This is a genomic window from Streptomyces sp. NH27, from assembly GCF_056859195.1.
This window is the reverse complement of the sequence record NZ_JACEGK010000097.1, coordinates 1-17,910: the sequence shown is the minus strand read 5'-3', so window position 1 is coordinate 17,910 and position 17,910 is coordinate 1. Positions and strand designations below refer to the sequence as shown.

Here is a 17,910-nt window from a genome sequence, read left to right as displayed (position 1 = left end):
CGGCTGCGCCGTGTGCCAGCGCTGCGCCTCGCTTCGCTCGGCGCGCCCATGCTGCGCATGGGCCGTTCCCTTCGCTGCGCTCCGGTCACGGGTGGGGCCGGCCGCTGCGCGTCCGGCTGGCCGCGCGGTGCGCGGCCCGGTGCTGACGGGTGGCCAGGTGCGGGTGTGTGGCTCCTAGTGTGGTGTTGGGGAGCGCGGTGCGCTCTGGGGGCGGGGCGCTGCGCTTCCCGCTGGGTGGTCCTCGCGGCTGCGCCTTGAGGACCTTGGGGCCCGCTGGCGCGGGCCAGGCTGGCTGTGAGGGTGGGGGGTCGCTCGTTCGTGTGGGTTCCAGTGTAGCGGGTGCATCGCACGGATGCAGCATGTACCGTTGGCGGAAACACGGGACAGCCCCCGGCCACGGGGCGGGGCTCGATAAGCGAGGACGATTTGAATTCGTTGAGCTTCGAAATGCGCCATGAGGCGCGGAAGGAAATCCAGCGTGAGGTTACCGGTCTGGCTGCGGATCAAATTCACGGTCGCTGGGTGGCCGCTTGGCGGCCTGGAAAAGGACGACCGGCCGGCGGTCAGTACGGAGGAGCGGCTTGCTGCGGTCCGGCGGAACGAGCTGAAGCGGCTGTGGAGTTGGATGACCGCCTCGGGGTGGGAGACCTACTCCCCCGAGAGCGACCCGGTCGTGGACCGCTGGCAGCAGGAGAGTGAGGAGCGCGCGAACGGTGAAGCCGCGGGGGCGGATCCGGAGGAGCGCCCGGTCGGCGGGGCCTATCAACTGGAGGATGCACGCCGGAGGTACCTGGCCGTCATCCTGGACAACGCCCTGACGACTGTGCGCGGCCGGGAGTTGGCGAACCCGGATGCGGACCAGCTCAGCCTGCTGGACGACTTCTTCACCCGCGCTGTTGTCTTTCCCAACCCGCACGGCAGCGGGGTGCACCCCCGTCCCCACCAGGCTCTTTTCGGCTGGACCGGCGAGGCGCCCGGGATCGGGCACGCCAGCGATCCCGGGCGGGCCCTGGCGGTGTTCCTGCTGGCCTACCTGGACCACCACGGGATGGCCTTGACGAAGGCCGACCGACCCGCAGCGCCCGGGGATAGCAGCGGCGTCAGCCGGCCTCCGGTCCGCAGTGCGAGCGCGGACGAGCCGGGCGAGGCGCCGGCGGAGCTTGTCGACCGTGTCCTGGCGGTGTGCGGGGAGCACTTCGCGGCCGTCACCGGCACCAGCGGCGACCGGTGGGAGGCGGAGTCCCGGGACGTGGTGGGGATCGCGCTGCGGACCGTGAAGCTGGCCGAACGGGACGCCTACCCGCAGGTGCTGGAGGAGTTCCTGAACGCCAACCGGGCGCGGCTGGAGCGGCTGTGGGCGCGTTACGGGCCCGGCGGGCTGTTCGAGGACGAAGTCGTCCTGGTCGACATGACCGCCTGCTACGTGCTGTGCGAGCGGCTCGAGGCCGTCCCGCTGGGGCTCGAAGGGATTTGGGCGGAGCACAGCCAGGAGGACACGGCGCTGGAGCGGCTGCACGACGCCTGGCGGTACGACACCGGTGACAAGGACGGCGGGCGATGAGCACTCCGCAGATCCGCGCCGCCTCCGCACCCGACGTCAGCGCCGACCCGCGCCGCCGCATGGGCGACTACATGACGATGCAGGTCAACGCCCGCATGCGGATCTTCGCCGCCCTGGCGGCCGTGGGGATCGAGCCGGATGAAGCCGACCAGCTGGTGTGCGCGGTGGAGGCCGGCGCCGTCGCCGGGGGCCACTGCTGGGTTGAGGAGCAGTGCGAACTGGCGCCCGATGACCGGGGCGAGGCGTACGGGCAGGGCTGGGACGGCGGCGTCACCGCGGCGACCGACACCCTGGTCTCCACCGCCGACAGCGTGTACCGGCAGCGGGGACGTGCCCTGACCACGTCGGCGGTGCAGAAACTCGCCGGGATCATCCATAACCACCAAAAGGCCGGGGAGCAGACCGGACCGGCGGGCAGTGATGGCGTTTCACATTCGATGGAGTCAGGGGCGGGAGAATGAGCGGGATTCAGCTCAAGGAACACCAGATCAAGCAGAAGGCGGCTTTCCGGAAGTGGGTTGGATTCCCCGCAAGATCATCTGTGCCCGCCCGGGGGAAGCGGGGCACCATCGTGTCAGCGACCGGATCGGGTAAAACGATCATGGCCGCTGCGAGCGCGCTGGAGTCCTTCCCGGACGGCCGGATCTTGGTCACCGTCCCGACCCTGGACCTGCTGGTGCAGACCGCGCAGGCGTGGCGTGCGGTGGGCCACCGCTCCCCGATGGTCGCGGTGTGCTCCCTGGAGAACGATGCGGTGCTGAACGAGCTGGGGGTGCGCACCACCACCAACCCGATCCAGCTCGCCCTGTGGGCCGGCTCCGGGCCGCTGGTGGCGTTCGCCACGTACGCCTCTCTCGTGGACCGCGAAGACCCCGAGGACCCGTCGGGCCGGGAGAAGATGCGCGGGCCGCTGGAGACCGCCCTGGCGGGCGGAGACCGGCTCTACGGCCAGCGCATGGACGGCTTCAACCTCGCCATCGTGGACGAGGCCCACGGAACGGCGGGCGACCTCGGGCGCCCGTGGGCGGCAATCCACGACAACGCACGCATCCCCGCGGACTTCCGCCTCTACCTCACCGCCACCCCCCGCATCCTCGCCGCACCCCGGCCGCAGAAGGGCGCCGGCTGCAAGGAGCTGGAGATCGCGAGCATGATCAGCGACCCGGAAGGCACCTTCGGGGCCTGGCTTCCCGGCGCGGAACTGGGGCTGTCGGAGGCGGTGGAGCGGGGCGTCCTGGCCGGCTTCGAGATCGACGTGCTGGAGATCGAGGACCCCGACTACTTCGTGGGCCTGTCGCAGGAAGCCCGCCGCGGACGGCGCCTGGCACTGTTGCAGGCTGCGTTGCTGGAACACGCCGCCCGCCTCAACCTGCGCACCGTCATGACGTTCCACCACCGGGTCGAGGAAGCCGCCGCGTTCGCCGGCAAGCTCCGCGAGACGGCCGCCGACCTGTACACCGACCCGGTCACCGACTACGTCCTGGACCAGGCCGACGAGCGCCCCGATTCCCCCCTCGGGGCCGAGCCGGACGAGGTGGAGCCGGGCCGCCACGTGCACCCGGACCGGGTCTGGGCGGCGTGGCTGTGCGGCGACCACACCGTCGCCGAACGCCGCGAGACCCTGCGCCAGTTCGCGAACGGCATCGACGCCAACAGCCGGCGCGTCCACCGCGCCTTCCTCGCATCCGTCCGCGTCCTCGGCGAAGGCGTCGACATCACCGGCGAACGGGGCGTCGAGGCGATCTGCTTCGCCGACACCCGCGGCTCCCAGGTCGAGATCGTCCAGAACATCGGCCGCGCCCTGCGCCCCAACCCCGACGGCACCACCAAGACCGCCCGGATCATCGTGCCCTGTTTCCTCGAACCCGGCGAAGACCCCACCGGCATGGTCGCCTCCGCCAGCTACGCCCCCCTCGCAGCCGTACTCCAAGGACTCCGCTCGCACGACAAACGCCTCGTCGAGCAACTCGCCTCCCGCGCCCTCACCCGCGGCCGCGAACAGCGCAAGGTCCACGTCAAGCGCGACAGCGAAGGCCGGATCATCGGAGCCGGCGGCGGAAGCGACAGCGAGGGCCAGCAGCAGGACGACACCGACGCGGGCTTCGAATCGGCGCTGCTGAACTTCGCCGGCCCCCGCGACGCCGCCACCATCGCCGCGTTCCTGCGCACCCGCGTCCACACGCCCGAGCCCCTGGTCTGGCTCCAGGGCTACCAGGCCCTCACCCGCTGGCGGAAGGACAACGGCATCACGGGCGTCCACGCCGTGCCCTATGACGTGGAGGTCGAGGTCGGGGTCACCCGGGACTTCCCCCTCGGGCGGTGGGTGCACCAGCAGCGCAAAGCCCACCGGGCGGGGGAACTCGAAGAACACCGCGAGGAACTGCTGAACGCCCCCGAGGCCGGCATGGTCTGGGAACCGGGCGAAGAGGCGTGGGAGAACAAGCTCGCCACCTTCCGGTCCTACCGGCGCGCCACCGGCCACCTCGCACCCCGCCAGGACGCCATGTGGGGCGACGGCGAGGCCATGGTGCCCATCGGGCAACACCTGGCCAACCTGCGCAGGAAGGGAGAGAAAAATGGGCTCGGCAAGGACCCGGAGCGGGCCGCCGTGCGTGCGGCGCAGCTCGCGGAGATCGACCCGGACTGGGACTGCCCGTGGCCGCTGGACTGGCAACGCCACTACCGGGTCCTGGCCGAGGTCGCCGCGGACGAACCCGGCGGCGTACTGCCCGACATCCAACCCGGCGTGATCTGGGACGGCGACGACATCGGCACCTGGCTCCGACGCCAACAGCAGCCGGCCACCTGGACACTGCTCACCCCCGAACAGCAGCAACGGCTGACCGGACTCGGCCTGCAGCCCACCCCGACACCGTCACCCGCCCCAGCAACCGCAAGCGCAGCGAAAGGCACGGGCAAAGCACAGCAGGCCTTCCAACGCGGCCTGACCGCCCTCACACAGTGGGTCGAACGGGAAGGCCCGGGCCGACCCGTACCCCGCGGACACAGCGAGCAAATCGCGGTCGACGGCCAGGCAGAATCCGTGGCGATCCGGTTGGGCGTATGGCTCACCAACACCAGGAGCCGCCGCGACAAGCTCACCGCGGATCAGCTGGGCGCGCTGCGGAAGCTGGGCATCGAGTGGGCGTGAAGAAGCAACCAGCTGACCGGACTCTGGTGTCCGCCGCGTCAGGCGGCGCAGCGGAAGCCAAATCGAGCGTCGAGCACACTACGGTTCTCAGATGAACCAGGATGAGATCCGTGACGAGCTGGTGCGTTCCGCACAGCGATGGGCTCGGACGGCTATCGACGCCTACCTCGAAGAGCCCGCAGACCAGGACTTCGCAGTCCATCACATGGCCGTGGCTGTCGAGCACCTGGCCAAGGCCTGTCTGGCGTCCGTCGCACTCACATTGCTGGCCGACATCAAGCCTTCTGTACAGGACCTGCTCGTGCTGGGCGGTCAGGAAGACAAGGTAGAGAAGGGACGTACAGGCCTCAAGACCGTCGGCGGCGCGGAGGCCGTGATAAGGCTCGCGCAAGTACGAAAGGTTACCCAAGTAGGAAGGAGCGACATTCCTGTACAGCTTGCGGCGTTGAGAGATGCCCGCAACGGCATCACCCACATGGGGTGGGGGCGGCCGCCTAGTGAATGTCGAGAACTCCTGACAGCTGGTATTGAGTACATCGATTCTTTGCTGCCCGATCTAGCGAAGGACCCAGCAGGGTTTTGGGCGAGCCGCTACGAGGAGTGTCAGAGCCTCGTGGAGAAAACGACCACCGAGCTGAAACTGCGCTACGAAGCGAAGATCCGGCGGGCGAGAAAGATCTTCGCCGAGAGAACAGCCCACCTGTCCGCCAGCGAAAAGTTGTCTGTCGTCGCCAGTTTGTCAGCGGCCCCGGCGCCCAGCGGATGGTTTCTGCATGTGCCCACGCAGTGTCCCGCATGCGACAGTGCTGCCTTCATGAGCGGGCGTGACAAGGATGGCGATTACGGCGACATCTGGTTCTTTCCACGCTTCTTCGGATGTCGGGTCTGCGACCTCACGCTGACCAGACCGGAACTGGATCTTGCGAACATGAGAGCCCAGTCATTGCGCACCGAGGAGGAGGTGGATCCCGACTGGGAACCCGACTTCGGGTGACGATCCCGGTGGTCCTGATGCGATGGCCCGGGCACCGACGGGCCTGAGCAGGGCGCAGCAGACACTCCAGCGCCGCCTTGCGGCCCATGCGCGCAGGGGGTGAGGCGTGAAGGCGTCCTCCGGCCGGTACCCCCGGGCGCAGTGAGCAGTCGCGGTCGACGGCGAGAAGGAGCCGGTGCTCGTGAAGCTCGGCGTACAGTTTTCCAACCAAGTGGAGGCGCGACAAGCTCACGGTGGATCAGCTGGGCGCGCCTCTGGAACCGGGCATGGGGTGGGCGCGGTGAGGCCCGACGGCGATACGCCGACCATCCGACGACCTCTATTCCTCCCGGAGGGTGGCTGGTGTTCTCATGTCGTACGGAGAGGTTCTGTTCCCGGGGACTCGCACGACGACGGCCCATCGGTCTCGCTGGTCGGGGGCTGGTGAAGGGATTCGCTCGGCCCACATGTTGTCGCGGATGTTGGGGATCCAGTCTTTCTTCGGCGTGAGGTCGAGAACGACGAGCATGCCCAGTGTGATGCCGCCGGCCTGGTAGGCGATCGTCTGGCCGAGGTAGCGCCGCAGTCCTTTGCGCGTGGTCTGCCCGGTGGTCCGTTTGCATTCGATGATGGTCGTGAAGCCGGGGAAGCGGACTTCGATGTCGGCGCGGCCGCCGCTTCGGTCGGCTGCCTCGATGTCGACTTCGTCGAGGTTTCCGTCCAGGTAGTCCTGGAGGTCTTCTTGGACGGTGTTCTCCAGGGGGAGCTTCTCTCCGGGCTCGGGGGCGAAGAGGTAGGCGAAGCGTGGCGTGTGGTGGGCGCGGGCGCGGTTGGTTCGGCTGTGCAGGAAGCGGATGGTCTGAGTGATGAGCTGGATGAAGCCCTGCCGGATGACGGGGTGGCGGAAGTCGTCGCAGTCGTTCAGGACTGCGACGACTTCGTTGTAGATCTGCTGCTGCGCGATCGGGAGCTGAGAGATCAGGACGGCATCGGTCTGCGAGATGCTGTCCTTCAGGCTTTCGAGCATCCGGGTGGGTAGGGCGGCCAGGACGTGGCTACCGACCGCGGCGGCCAACTCCGGGTAGAGGGCCGCCTGCGCTGCTTTTCCCGGGGCTCCTGGTTGTGCCTGCGGATCGTGGGTCTGGAGGCGGTCGTCGACGGCTTGGAGAAGCTGCTGGGCGCTGGCTGCGTCCCAGTCCTCGGGTGCGTCGGCGATCAGGCCTCGCAGGTGGAGTAGGAGGCCTTGGCGGCTGGCGAAGGCGTTCTCGATGCGGGGCGCGACCAGGACTTGCATGCCGGCGGTGCCGTCGGCCGACTGTACGCGGACGCTGCGGTGGGCTGTGTAGGTGGCGAGGATGTGCTGGATGGTCTGATTCGGCCAGGTGGTCAGGGGCTGGTCAAGATAGGCGTCGGCGTGTTCGAGGTCGTGGCTGAGGGTGTACCAGGCGGCTTCTGTGTCGTATCGGCCGGCTCGCCAGTGCGTACGGGTGCCGGTCAGCCACATCGCGTGTTCCGTCAGGGAGCGGCGGAGCTGGCGGGCGGCGGAGTTCACGGTGGTGGTGTTGCCTGCGTCGAAGGCTAGGACCGCGTCGAGTGCGGCGAGGAAGGCGGTGGCGTCGGGGCGGTCCTCGTCGGCGTCCAGAGCTTGCTGGAGGAGGCCGCGGGCGGTGGCGAAGGCGTCCAGAAGGGCATGCCGGTCGGGGGCGTTGGCGGCGTCGGCGAGGTGGCACATGGCCAGCTCGTAGACGGCGTCGCCGTGCACCGCTGTGCCGACGAAGTTCTGGAGTGCTGTGCGTAGATCTGCATCGCGCCAGTGTTCGTAGGCGGTGCCGAGTGCCCGCACGGTGCGGCGGGCGTAGCTGCTGGGGGCGGTGGGGGCTTCGGGGTCGATGAGCCGGTCGAAGAGCGCGAAGCGGCGTGCGGTCCCTGGCAGGGCAAGGCGGAGGGCGGCTTCGAGGAAGTGCCCGGCGAGTTCTGCATCCAGGGGTGCGGTGTGGTGGCGGCTGCGTTCCAGAGCGAGGGCATTGAGCTGGGTGGCGGCGCGCTGGAGGTAGCCGGGGTGTTCGACCAAGCGGTCGAGGGTGTCGGCGGCTGCAGTAGGGCTGCCGGTGAGGCTCAGTGCCCGGGTGATGAAGGTGGCTGCCCGGTCGGGGTTGTGGAGGGTGTCCCATTCCTTGAGGAGGGTTTCTGCGGCGCGGAACCACATCAGGGATGCCTCAAGGGGGTCAGCCTGGCTCCAGAGGGCGTCCTCGCCGCCGAGGTCCGCGAGTGTGGGCGGATCGCCGTCCCTGGCAAGGCGCATCTCGAGTGGGGTCACAGCAGGTGGCCTTTCTCGAGCGAGTGGGCGATCGGCGAGGGGCGTCGGTCACCTTAAACGGCGGTTCACCACACAGGGTCACCCGAGGCTGCAGCTTTCAGCCGCCCGGAGGGGATCACCGCGGTGGCAAGGTCGCGTTTGGCCGTGGCCATGATGACCTGAAGATCTGGGGTTTCCTCGCAGATGCCCTTGAGCTGGCTGAGGACTTCCGCCAGGTCGACGTCGATGGTCTCCTGGGCTCCGGCGGAGTCGAGCAGCAGCAGGCCCGGGTGGCGACCCACGCCGGTCTCCTTGCCGACCCGCAGGAGGGCCAGGAGGGTGGCGATCCGCAGGCGCACCTGCTCGCCGGGCGTTACGGCGCTGAAGGTCGTTTTGCTGTCGCCCTTGATGACTTCGAGTTTTCCGTTGCCGAACAGCTTGATGGACTGCAGCTCCTTCATACCGAGCCGGATCGCCAGGTTGCAGATCTCCTGGCTGACGTTGCCCAGCAATGCGGCCGAGGCGTCCTTCGCGCGCTTGTCGGCCTCCTTACTGGCCGCATCGAGAACGCTCTCCTCCGGTGACATCCCCTCGGGTGGGCGGGCCTGGCGCTCGGCGGCCTCACGCTCACCGAAGGCGCCCTCGAGTCGGGCTACCTCCAGATGGGCGCGCAGAGCGGACTCGCGGGGCAGTGCGGCTTGCGCTTCGTCCAGCCGGTGGCGGGCCTGGGCCAGGGCTGCCTTGGATGCTTCCACGTTCCTGGCGGCCTGCCGGGCCGCGCTCTTGGCCTCGTTGTAGGCGTCGTTGAGGGTTCCGATGGAGGCGGCCAGTTCGTCGGCGGCGCCCGGGTCGGTGATCGCTTCTGCAGGCGCCGAACCGCAGATACGGCAGTGCGCCTCATCCAGGCCGGCGTGGGGCAACAGGTCCAGCGTGGTGGAGCAGCGCGGGCAGCAAGTGGGCTTGAGCGCGCCGAAAAACCGCTGGGCTGCCGCGGTCTCACGGACGTCCCGGAGCCGTGCCCGGTCCAGAACGAGAGTCTCGTGCAGCTCTTCCTCGGCCTGACGGTTCTGCTGCAACTGGTGCAGCCAAACGGTGTGCTGGCCGGTGAGCTCGAAAAGGTGCGCGCCCGCCTGCTCCACGGTCTTGACCGCCGACTCCAGGCTGGGCGCGGTGTCTGCCAGCTCGGCTGCCTGACGGGCGCGGGTGAGCTCCCTTTTGAGGTCGTCCAGCGTGACGCCGCGGGCTGTGAGGTCCTGCTGAGCGCGGCGGCGCTGGCCTTTCAGGGATTGCTGCACCAGGTCCAGGGCCGCCTTGGCGTCGCGGCGGGTCGCTGTCCACGGCAGGCCGACGAACATCTGCAGCAGACTCACCATCGTGCCGCCGCCGGCTGTCTCCCCCAGCAGCGCGTCACTCTCGCGGTTACGGCACAGCAGGGCGTGGCTGAAAGCGGGCCAAGAGGTCACCACCACCTGGCCGTCGCGGGCGTCCTGGCCCTCCTCAGCTACGGAGGTGTCCTTGCGCCATCCGCGCAGGAAATCCAAGCCCAGCCGGTCCATCATGAAGGCGCTCATCACCGAGGCGAACTCCGCCTCACCCGTGAAGGGGGTGAGGTGCTGTTTGGCGCCGACGGTCAGCGTGCCGGTGAGCCCCCCGCTCGGTGTCTCCACGAGCACGGTGAACGGTTCGCCGTCGATGTCGGCGTCCAGGCGCACCTGGTGGATCCACTTCCTGACATCAGCCTGGAGGGCATCGGTCCCGCGCAGGCACCACCAGATGACCTCCAGGATGGTGCTTTTACCGCGCAGATTGTCCGCAGTCACGCCCCACAGTCCTGCGCCCAGGTCCCAGGAAAAGTCGACCGTCCCAGTCGACTTTCCGCTCTTCTCCCCGGTGAAGGACACGTGTGTGACCAGCAGCTGGCGGGGCCGGGGCAGGATGCTGCTCTCGCGCACCCCGTGTCGCGCCAGAATCTCTGCGGTCTGCCCGGTCTCGAGGCGGGCCCGGCGGGCCACCGCCTCCACGAAGTCGCTCATTCGCCTGCTCCCGCCCTGCCTGCCGTGTTCTTCACGAGCCGCTCACGGACACGCTCGGTGATGCCGCTGATGCTGGCCTTCCATACGGTGCGCTCGTACTCAGCCTGCTGGTACTGGAGTTCCTTCAGCTGGCTGCCGCTGCGTTGTCCCGCCACAGCCAGGACGACCGCTGCCCGCTGGTCATACCAGGCCAGGTCAGGGGCATCGGAGCGCAGCTCCGTGACGAGATCCCGGCCTGCGGCCAGCAGGTAGTAGTCCCAGCGCTCCACCTTCGCGGGAGGCTCCCCCACCGCCACCACATCGATCAGGCCGTGCGCGAACAGCAGCGACAGGGCGTCGTCAAGGGCCTCCCAGGCGCCGAACCGCCAGCGCACCATGGGGTAGCGGGAGATCTCCGGTTCGTCGCCCTCAAGAAGAGCACGCGCCTGATCCATCGCCCACGCAAGCTCGGCGATGGAGCCGCTCTCGACCTGGTTGAGCAGCTCATCGGCGAGGTAGTCCGGGTTCCGCAGCCAGAAATCGAGTGCCTGCAGACGCTTCTGCCCGGAGATCAGCGCCACAGCGCCCCCGGGTGCGTCGCCTGCTGTGCTGTCCCCGCACGGCGTTCCGCAGCGGTCCAGCAGGAACAGCAACCGCACCGCATCTTGTGCCCGCGAAGCCCGTCGCACGGCAGAATCCGCCACTCGGCCCCCTCAAATCCCCCAAGCCCAGCAAGATCCCCATGAATAGCACATGCCAACGCGCCGCGTAACCAGTTGGATACGAGTCATCAAAACAGTGTCGTCCCCTCAAGGGACCCTATTGATCGGCTCGGGGCCGGGAACGTCCGAGGCCTCCGCAGACCGGCGAAATCTCCGCCGCCGGTGGCCCGGCCCCGGCGAGCTTTTCCGCCGCAGGGGTGACAGCGACATTGGATCCCTGCGTCAGGGGCCCGGCTGGCGGCTCCGGCATCGGTGCAGGGCCTGTGCGAACTGGCCGTACATCGCCGCCCGGTGAGCGCCGCGGACCCCGCGCAGGGATGCCAGCAGGCCGAGCAGCAGGACCAGCGGCCGGCCCCAGCGCGCGAGCAGGAACAGCGCCATGGCGGCAGGGGGCAGGCCGGCGAGCACGGCGGTCAGGGCGGTCGGCGTAGCGGCCGGCATGGTGATCGGTTCCTTCCCGGCGTCGCTGTGTGCGGCGCCTGGTGCCCATCTCCTCACACCGCTGGACGGCCTCCGGCTAGAGCTTCGCGGGGTTGTAAACTGAGGCGGGTGACCCGCTGCGCGCCCTCCGGCGCCGATGCTGCGCTCATCGCCGCACTTGCCGACCTCGGACTGGCCGTCTCCCAGGCGCAGTTGGAGCGGTGGCGGGCTGCGCACTACCTGCCGCCCCACCCCCGCGAGCACTTGGGGCGCGGTCGAGGCACCGCCTCGCACCTGCTGCCCCAGACCGTGGGCCGGGCCGCGTGGCTGGCCGCCGCCTCCTGTCAGGGCAGGGCGCTGCCGGTGGCGGCGGCCTGGGCCTGCTGGTCGGCTGACGGCTCGCCGGGCGGCGTGGCCCGGCTGCGGACCGCGGTCGTGGACCAGCTCGACCGGTACGGGAGACGGCTTGCGACAGGGAACGCCCGTGATGACGACAGTTGGCAGCGGCGCCACGACGCGGCCGAGGCGGCCGCGCGCCGCGTGCCGGACCTTGACCAGCACGCCCTGCTGCGGGCCGTCGCCACCACCGCCGCACGCGACCCGGCCGCGGTCGCGCCCCTGCCGCGCGTCGACCGCGGCCTCGCCCTCGTCCTGGGCCGGCTGCTCGCCGGCGGCGGTGAAGACGTCGGCGAGGACGAACTCCTGGAAGCGCTGTGCCAGGTCTTTCCCGAACAGGCCGAAGGGATGCGTACCGCAGCCGCAGCCCGGGACGCAGCCGGGCACGGCGGCACGTGGGAGGGCTTCCCGCTGGCCGGAGGCTGGCCGGCACTGCAGCACGCGGTACAGGCCGCGCCCGACCCGGCCCTGCGCCGCGCGGTGGAACTGGTCACCGCCACCTCCGCGGCCCTCGAACTGGTCCTCGTCCGTCTCGGCCCCGCCGCCCAGGCCGGACTGCCCGCACCGCCGACCGGCCTCGATATCGAAGCAGTCCCGGACGCCATGACCACGGCGCTGGCCGACCCCATGTGGGACGAGTGGGGCCGCCACATGCCCATCCAAGGCGACAGCCCCGCCTGGCCCACCGTCGCCGCCTACCAGACCGCGCTCACTCTCCTTCTGCCCGGCCGAGCCGACGCCCTCGCCAGCTACCGGGAACGCACCGAGCAACTCATCCGCCGCACCCAGAACCCCATCCAGCCGTAACCCTCCCCGGCTGCCTGTCGTCTTGGGCACGCCCCGGCGCCAGCGCAGGAGCAGGTGAATCATGACCGAGTCCACTCCCCCGGGCCGTGTCCCCGGCGCCAGGACGCGGGAGCGGTGCCCGGCACATACCGGTCAGGCCGCCGGTCCCTGCAGCGCTGCCCAAGCCCAGCCGGCCCTCCGGCCTGCGGTGCTGCGGGTTGCCCCGGTGGCCGGGGAGACGACGTGGTCGTACCTGTCCCGGCTCGCCTGCCGCTACGGCATGGAACCCGCCGCGCTACTACCGTGGTGGACCTGGACCGGCTCCCGGCCCCGGGACGAGGCCGGCCCGCGCGACGACGCCGAGGTGCTACTGAACCCGGCCGGCCGACAGTTACTCGCCCAGCTGGGCGGAGTCAGCGAACACGATCTGGCCCGGGCGCTACCCGCCTTCGGCGACGAACCGCAGCCAGCTCCGGCGACTGCTCCCCGCCCGCCCGGGGAAGCCGCTGGCACCGGCACTCCGGCGGGCCGGTGGAAGGTCGCCTCGGCCGGGGAGCACGGGCCGGCGGCGTACGGGTGCGCGCTGTGCGCGGCGGCCCGCACCGGCCGGGACACCGTAGTGGTGCGGTACGTCGCGCCGTGGCAGCGGGTCTGCGCCCGTCACCGGCGGTGGATGCTCACCGCAGGGGACGGCCATCGCCACCATCACCTGGACCTGCGGGCGGCCCCGGAGGTCGCCGCGGCACAGCGGGCCTGGCCGAAGGTCGCCCAGGCCGCGGCTGCGGCCGGGGCCGATCCGGGGCGGGTGTTCGCCCTAGCCCACGCCGTGGTCTGCGCGTGGTGGGAACAGGCCCTGGAATGGGATCAGGAACGCATCTGGCCGGCCCGCCTCCATGCGGTCGCCGGTGGGGATGCCGGGCCGCGGTTTTGGTGGTGGCGGATCATCGCCCGCGACGCAGTGGTCTTCCCCGAGACCGTGGCCCTCGCTCGCATGCTGCTCGACCCCGGCATGCAGGAACGGATCTGGGACGACCACGGGCGCGGCGGGCCGGTACGCCCGTTCCGGCCCGATGGGGCGTTCTTCCGCGAACTCGCGGCACGGCTGGGGCGGCCCTGGCTGGCGGACACCGGCCAGGCCCCGCAGACGGGGCTGGTACTCGGCGGGCCGCTGCATGCCGGGCCGCTGCTGGACTGCGTGGGCGCGTTCACCCGCATCCGCCGCGGCCAGCAGCACCCCCAGGGGTACGGGCTGGACCCGTGGTGGCTGCGCGCGGATCACCGCCCCGCCTCGGCCCGGGTCCAGCTGCGTGCCCTGGCCGAACAGGCGGCAGCCGCACGCGGCCACGGCAGCACTGGCGGTGCCGGGCCGGGCCCCGGCACCACGCCCGCGGTCCGGCGGCTGTTCCGCGACCGGCACGGCCGCGCCGCCGCTGCATACACCACTGCGCCCACACCGCCGGGGTGAGCGCACCCGCGCCCGGCAGCCTCGGGGCGAGCGGCGGACGCCAGGGCAGGGGTCCGCACTGACACCGGCAGCCGGCCCGCGCCATCATCGGCAGTCCGGGGCGAACCGGGCGGTGTGCGGCGGAAGTTGGCCGGATTCGGCGGTCCGCGCGCACGGGCACGCTTGACTGGAGCACATGATCGACACGCACCACCCGCCGGCGCCCGGCGGCCCCGCCTTACCCCCACCGCCACGGCAGATCGCTGGAGCCCGCGGCGGTGCGCAGGCCGCAGGGGAGGCCGGTCCTCGGGCATCTGGTCCGGCAGGCGGAGGATGCGGCCAACTGCCGGCCGCGGCGGTCCGCGAGCCGGTTCGCACATCCGGGCACCCCGCCGGGCTGTCAGACGGGATACCGGGAGATGCTGAGGCGACCGCGGAGTTACCGGTCGGGACCGGCGACGGACTGGAGGCCCGGTTCATCGACCAGGCGGGAACCGAGCAGCGGACCTTATGGCCGGACGCCGCGCGTGGTGTCTGCTTGGAGGAGTGCGGCCCGGTGCGCCGTTTTCCGGTGCGGCACGGCAAGCGGATGGCGCCGGGTTGGTGGTGGTCGGCGACCGACGGCCGGCTGGTGCACTACGCGTCCGGGGTGATGCGGACCCAGGTGATGCTGCTGGACCATGATCCTCAGGTGGTGGCCATAGCGTGTCGTCCGGTGGAGCTCACCTGGTATGACCGTGAGGGGGCCCGGGTGCGGCACGCACCGCATCTGATGGCCCGTCTCGCAGACGGCAGGGGTCTGCTGGCGGACTGTGCCGGGCACGGGGACATCTCGCCGCGCCTGGCCTCCCGCGCTGCGGTGATGGAGGCCTCGGCCGCGGCGGTGGGATGGCAGTACCAGGTCCTGCGGCCCCCGGATCCGGTTCTGGCGGCCAATCTGCGCTGGCTGGCCGGGTACCGGCACCCCCGCTACAAGGGCGGAGAATTGGCCAGGCGCGCAGCCGAAATCTTCCGGCGGCCGCTACCGCTGATCGAGGGGGTGCGTGAACTCGGTGATCCGGTCCAGGTCTTCCCGGTGGTCTTCCACGCGCTGTGGCACGGCAAGTTGTCGGCTCCCCTGGAAGAGCCCCTGCACGAGCGGGTGACCGTGACGGCAGGCCGCCCCGGGCGGGGGCAGGGGTGAGCGCCGTAGTACTGGAGCCCGGAACGCACGTGCGGTTCGCGAAGCGGACCTGGACGGTCGTCATGCTGGAAGGGCCGTGCGTAAAGCTGATCGACGCGGACAACTCCGTGGCCACGGTTCTGGCGGACTTCCTCTTCGCCGACCCCGACTTCGAAGTGGTGGGCGCCCCGCAGCGCAGTGTGCCGCCGTTCGGGCTCCTGGAGGAGCTCCCGGAACAGGTGCGGACGCGCGCGTATGCCTGGGAGCGGCATGTGCGTGAGGTCGAGACCGGGTGCCCCGTCCCGGGACAAGACCAGGTGCCGCGGGCCGAGTTCGACCCGGCCCTGCGCACCATGGCGGAGCGGGAGGAGGCCAAAGCCGCCGAGCTGACGGCGGCCGGTCAGCCGGCCAGTGCCGTGACGGTGCGGCGGATGCGGGCCCGCTACCGGGAGCACGGCCTGTGGGGGCTGGTGGACGGCCGGGCCGCCCGGCGGCGCTCGCCGGTGGGGCGTGCCGATGAGCGGGTGGTCGCCGCGATCGAGCAAGCACTCCAGGCGCAGAAGGAGCGGTCGACCGGGACTCTGAGCCGGCTGCGGCGCACGGTGGGCTGGATTCTGGAGGACGCCCATGGGGTGGGGGCGGTGAAGGTGCCTCCGGCCTCGACGTTCAACCGGCTGGTGCACGCCCTCGCGGACCGTCAGGGGCTGCTGGGGACGGCGGCGCAGCGGCGAATGCATTCCTCACGGCCGACTCCGCCGTTCACTCCGACGGTGGCGCTGCGGCCTGGTGAGCTGGTGATGCTGGACAGCACTCCGCTGGACGTGATGGTGGTCCTGGCCGACGGGGTCACGGGTAAGGCCGAGTTGACGCTCGGCCTGGACGTGGCGACGCGCAGTACCTGTGCGACCGTGCTGCGGCCAGCGGGCACCGGGTCGGTGGACGCGGCGGTTCTGCTGGCGCAGATGGTGACGCCCATGCGGATGCGCCCTGGATGGGAAGAGGCGCTGGCGATGTCGCGCTCGGTCATCCCCTACGAACGCCTGGTGTCATTGGACGCGCGGCTGGAGGGGGCAGCAGCCCGTCCGGTGATCATGCCGGAGACGGTGGTCGTCGACCAGGGTTCGGTGTTCATCTCCGCCTCGTTCACGGCGGCGTGCGACAGCCTGGGGGTGTCGGTGCAGCCGGCGCCGCCGGCCAACGGCCCGGCCAAAGGGAATGTCGAGAGGATGTTCCGCACCATCGGCGCCCGGTTCTCGCAGTACGTGGCCGGCTACACCGGCCGGAACGTCACCGAGCGCGGCAGCAATGTCGAGGACGAGGTGTGCTGGACGCTTCCCCAGTTGCAGGACCTGCTGGACGAGTGGCTGGTCACGGACTGGCAGCACCGCCCGCACGCGTCACTGCGCCATCCGCTGGCCCCCAAGCTCACGGTGTCGCCGAACGAGATGTGGGCCGCGCTGGTCGGCGTGACGGGCTATGTCCCGGTGCTGCTGGGCGCGGAGAACTACATCGAGCTCATGCCGGTCAAGCGGCTGGGCATCAACGACTACGGCATCCGCTTCGACTACCGCACCTACGATCACGAGGTTCTCAACCCGCACCGCGGGTTCAAGTCGACCGCCTGGGACGGGATGTGGGAGGTCCACCACAACCCCTACGACCCGCAGCAGATCTGGGTGCGGTTGCCAGGCGGCTGGGCGGAGATCCCCTGGATCCACCGGGAACGCGTCAGCCTGCCCTTCACCGACTTCACCTGGCGGCACATCCGCGCAACCGTCGAGCGCCGCAGCGACCGCGACGAGCACGAGCAGCAGCTCGCCCAGGCCCTGGACCGCCTCCTGCGGCGGGCCGGCAACGGGGAAGGCACCCGCCGCGAGCGGACCGTCGCCGCGCGCGCCGGCGCCGCAGCGTCGCTGGCCGGGCCCGCCCCGCACCAGCAGGAACCGCACGGCCTCCTTTCGGCCCCGACCCTGTCCTACGGCCTGGGCGGCGCCTTCACCCCAACAAGCCTCGACGAGCCCGATGGCGAGGATGAGCCAGCGGGTGAGGAATTCGAGGACGGCTGGGACGAGGACGACGACCCGCTCGGCACAGCAGCCGATGCCGGCGACGGCCCCGCCGGGGACGAACAGCCGCCCCGCGCGGCCGCAGTCCCCCGCCCGTCGCGGATCTACGACCCTCTCCAGGAGGCGACCCAGTGGTAGCAGTTACTGAAGCCGGTCCCGTCGTGGACGGGGAGCAGCAGATGGCGGCGTATGCGCCGCCGACCACGCGGGAGGGCTGGCAGCAGTTCGTCGGCACTCCCCCGCTGCAGCCCCCGCCCACCAGGGACGAGGACTGGTCGCTTGAGGAACGTCTGGACTACCACTCCCGGTTCGTCGTCCTGACCACCCCGGCGATGGAGCGCATCTCGCTGTCGGTGCGGCGGCTGATGCTCCTCAACCGCCGCCAGCAGGGCACCGCGCGCCGCGGGCTGATCGTGTCCGGGCCGCCCACCACCGGTAAGACCACCACCCTGCTGGAAATGGGCCGTACCTTCGAGCTCGCCGAGCAGCGCCGCCACCCCGGCCGCACCGACCGGCTGCCCGTGGTGTTCCTGGCGGTGCCGCCCGCCTCCACCCCCAAGATGCTGGTATCGGAGTTCGCCCGGTTCCTCGGCATCCCCATCGCGGTCCGGATGAACCAGGCGCAGATCACCGACGCCGTCTGCCACCTGCTGTGCCAGCTGGGCACCGCGCTGGTCCTCGTCGACGACGTCCACCTGCTCGACACCCGCACCCGCGCCGGCGCGGAGACCTCCGACCAGATGAAGCACCTCGGTGAGAGGATCCCGGCGACTTTTGTCTACGCCGGCGTCGACCAAGGTCATTGCGTGATGGGGATCTGTCCAGGTTGATCACGTGAGGCCGAGGATGGACAAAGGTCGGCGGTAGTCGCGGCCGGCGTTCCGGAGGGCAGCGGCGATGTTGGGCTCGCCGTTCTGGCGG

13 protein-coding genes are annotated in these 17,910 nt (G+C 70.6%); 9 read left to right on the top strand and 4 right to left on the bottom strand.

Translation table 11 applies throughout. The features are described from left to right. Window positions 1-478: 478 nt before the first annotated feature. The 4 genes from AC13HU_RS10995 (at window position 479) to AC13HU_RS10980 (ending at window position 5,706) form a co-directional block, all read left to right on the top strand. On the top strand, window positions 479-1,561 hold the full coding sequence (locus AC13HU_RS10995) for a hypothetical protein (RefSeq protein ID WP_483041611.1): 1,083 nt from the start codon (window positions 479-481) through the stop codon (window positions 1,559-1,561). Next, the gene (locus AC13HU_RS10990) at window positions 1,558-2,022 is read left to right on the top strand and encodes a hypothetical protein (RefSeq protein WP_483041610.1); all 465 of its coding nucleotides are present in this window, start codon (window positions 1,558-1,560) and stop codon (window positions 2,020-2,022) included. The genes AC13HU_RS10995 and AC13HU_RS10990 overlap by 4 nt, the downstream gene beginning before the upstream one ends. Then, complete coding sequence (locus tag AC13HU_RS10985; protein ID WP_483041609.1) at window positions 2,019-4,712, top strand: helicase associated domain-containing protein; 2,694 nt, start codon at window positions 2,019-2,021, stop codon at window positions 4,710-4,712. Before AC13HU_RS10990 ends, AC13HU_RS10985 begins: the two co-directional genes overlap by 4 nt. A 91-nt stretch (window positions 4,713-4,803) precedes the next feature. Beyond that, on the top strand, window positions 4,804-5,706 hold the full coding sequence (locus AC13HU_RS10980; RefSeq protein ID WP_483041608.1) for a hypothetical protein: 903 nt from the start codon (window positions 4,804-4,806) through the stop codon (window positions 5,704-5,706). Window positions 5,707-6,025: 319 nt separating this feature from the next. On the opposite strand, the gene AC13HU_RS10975 is transcribed toward AC13HU_RS10980, so the two are convergent. From AC13HU_RS10975 to AC13HU_RS10960, 4 genes are all read right to left on the bottom strand, one after another. Further along, window positions 6,026-8,002: a hypothetical protein gene (locus tag AC13HU_RS10975; protein ID WP_483041607.1), complete on the bottom strand. Its 1,977-nt coding sequence runs from the start codon at window positions 8,000-8,002 to the stop codon at window positions 6,026-6,028. Between the two features lie 65 nt (window positions 8,003-8,067). Next, window positions 8,068-10,014 (bottom strand): hypothetical protein, encoded by a 1,947-nt coding sequence (locus tag AC13HU_RS10970; RefSeq protein WP_483041606.1) that lies wholly within the window; start codon window positions 10,012-10,014, stop codon window positions 8,068-8,070. Beyond that, window positions 10,011-10,646 carry a hypothetical protein gene (locus tag AC13HU_RS10965; protein ID WP_483041605.1) on the bottom strand — a complete coding sequence of 212 codons (636 nt, stop codon included), beginning with the start codon at window positions 10,644-10,646 and terminating at the stop codon, window positions 10,011-10,013. The genes AC13HU_RS10970 and AC13HU_RS10965 overlap by 4 nt, the downstream gene beginning before the upstream one ends. A 291-nt stretch (window positions 10,647-10,937) precedes the next feature. After that, window positions 10,938-11,156, bottom strand: a complete 219-nt coding sequence (locus AC13HU_RS10960; protein WP_483041604.1) for a hypothetical protein — start codon at window positions 11,154-11,156, stop codon at window positions 10,938-10,940. Between the two features lie 108 nt (window positions 11,157-11,264). Here AC13HU_RS10960 and AC13HU_RS10955 point away from each other — a divergent pair, with 108 nt between their 5' ends. The 5 genes from AC13HU_RS10955 to AC13HU_RS10935 all read left to right on the top strand — a co-directional run bounded on the left by AC13HU_RS10955 (window position 11,265) and on the right by AC13HU_RS10935 (window position 17,819). Continuing rightward, a complete protein-coding gene (locus AC13HU_RS10955) occupies window positions 11,265-12,338 on the top strand; it encodes a hypothetical protein (RefSeq protein ID WP_483041603.1) in 1,074 nt (357 codons plus the stop codon). Window positions 12,339-12,543: 205 nt separating this feature from the next. Continuing rightward, window positions 12,544-13,782: a DNA-binding protein gene (locus tag AC13HU_RS10950; RefSeq protein WP_483041602.1), complete on the top strand. Its 1,239-nt coding sequence runs from the start codon at window positions 12,544-12,546 to the stop codon at window positions 13,780-13,782. A gap of 535 nt (window positions 13,783-14,317) precedes the next feature. After that, window positions 14,318-14,944, top strand: a complete 627-nt coding sequence (locus AC13HU_RS10945; protein ID WP_483041601.1) for a TnsA-like heteromeric transposase endonuclease subunit — start codon at window positions 14,318-14,320, stop codon at window positions 14,942-14,944. After that, window positions 14,941-17,127, top strand: coding sequence for a transposase (locus AC13HU_RS10940; protein WP_483041600.1), 2,187 nt, complete (start codon window positions 14,941-14,943; stop codon window positions 17,125-17,127). The genes AC13HU_RS10945 and AC13HU_RS10940 overlap by 4 nt, the downstream gene beginning before the upstream one ends. A gap of 23 nt (window positions 17,128-17,150) precedes the next feature. After that, entirely contained in the window at window positions 17,151-17,819 is a 669-nt protein-coding gene (locus AC13HU_RS10935) for a TniB family NTP-binding protein (RefSeq protein ID WP_483041599.1), read from the top strand. Window positions 17,820-17,910: the final 91 nt, after the last annotated feature.

Coding starts and splice junctions, on each gene's coding strand:
- AC13HU_RS10970 (WP_483041606.1), bottom strand. CDS start 10,014: ATGAGCGACTTCGTGGAGGCGGTGGCCCGCCGGGCCCGCCTCGAGACC.
- AC13HU_RS10985 (WP_483041609.1), top strand. CDS start 2,019: ATGAGCGGGATTCAGCTCAAGGAACACCAGATCAAGCAGAAGGCGGCT.
- AC13HU_RS10990 (WP_483041610.1), top strand. CDS start 1,558: ATGAGCACTCCGCAGATCCGCGCCGCCTCCGCACCCGACGTCAGCGCC.
- AC13HU_RS10980 (WP_483041608.1), top strand. CDS start 4,804: ATGAACCAGGATGAGATCCGTGACGAGCTGGTGCGTTCCGCACAGCGA.
- AC13HU_RS10960 (WP_483041604.1), bottom strand. CDS start 11,156: ATGCCGGCCGCTACGCCGACCGCCCTGACCGCCGTGCTCGCCGGCCTG.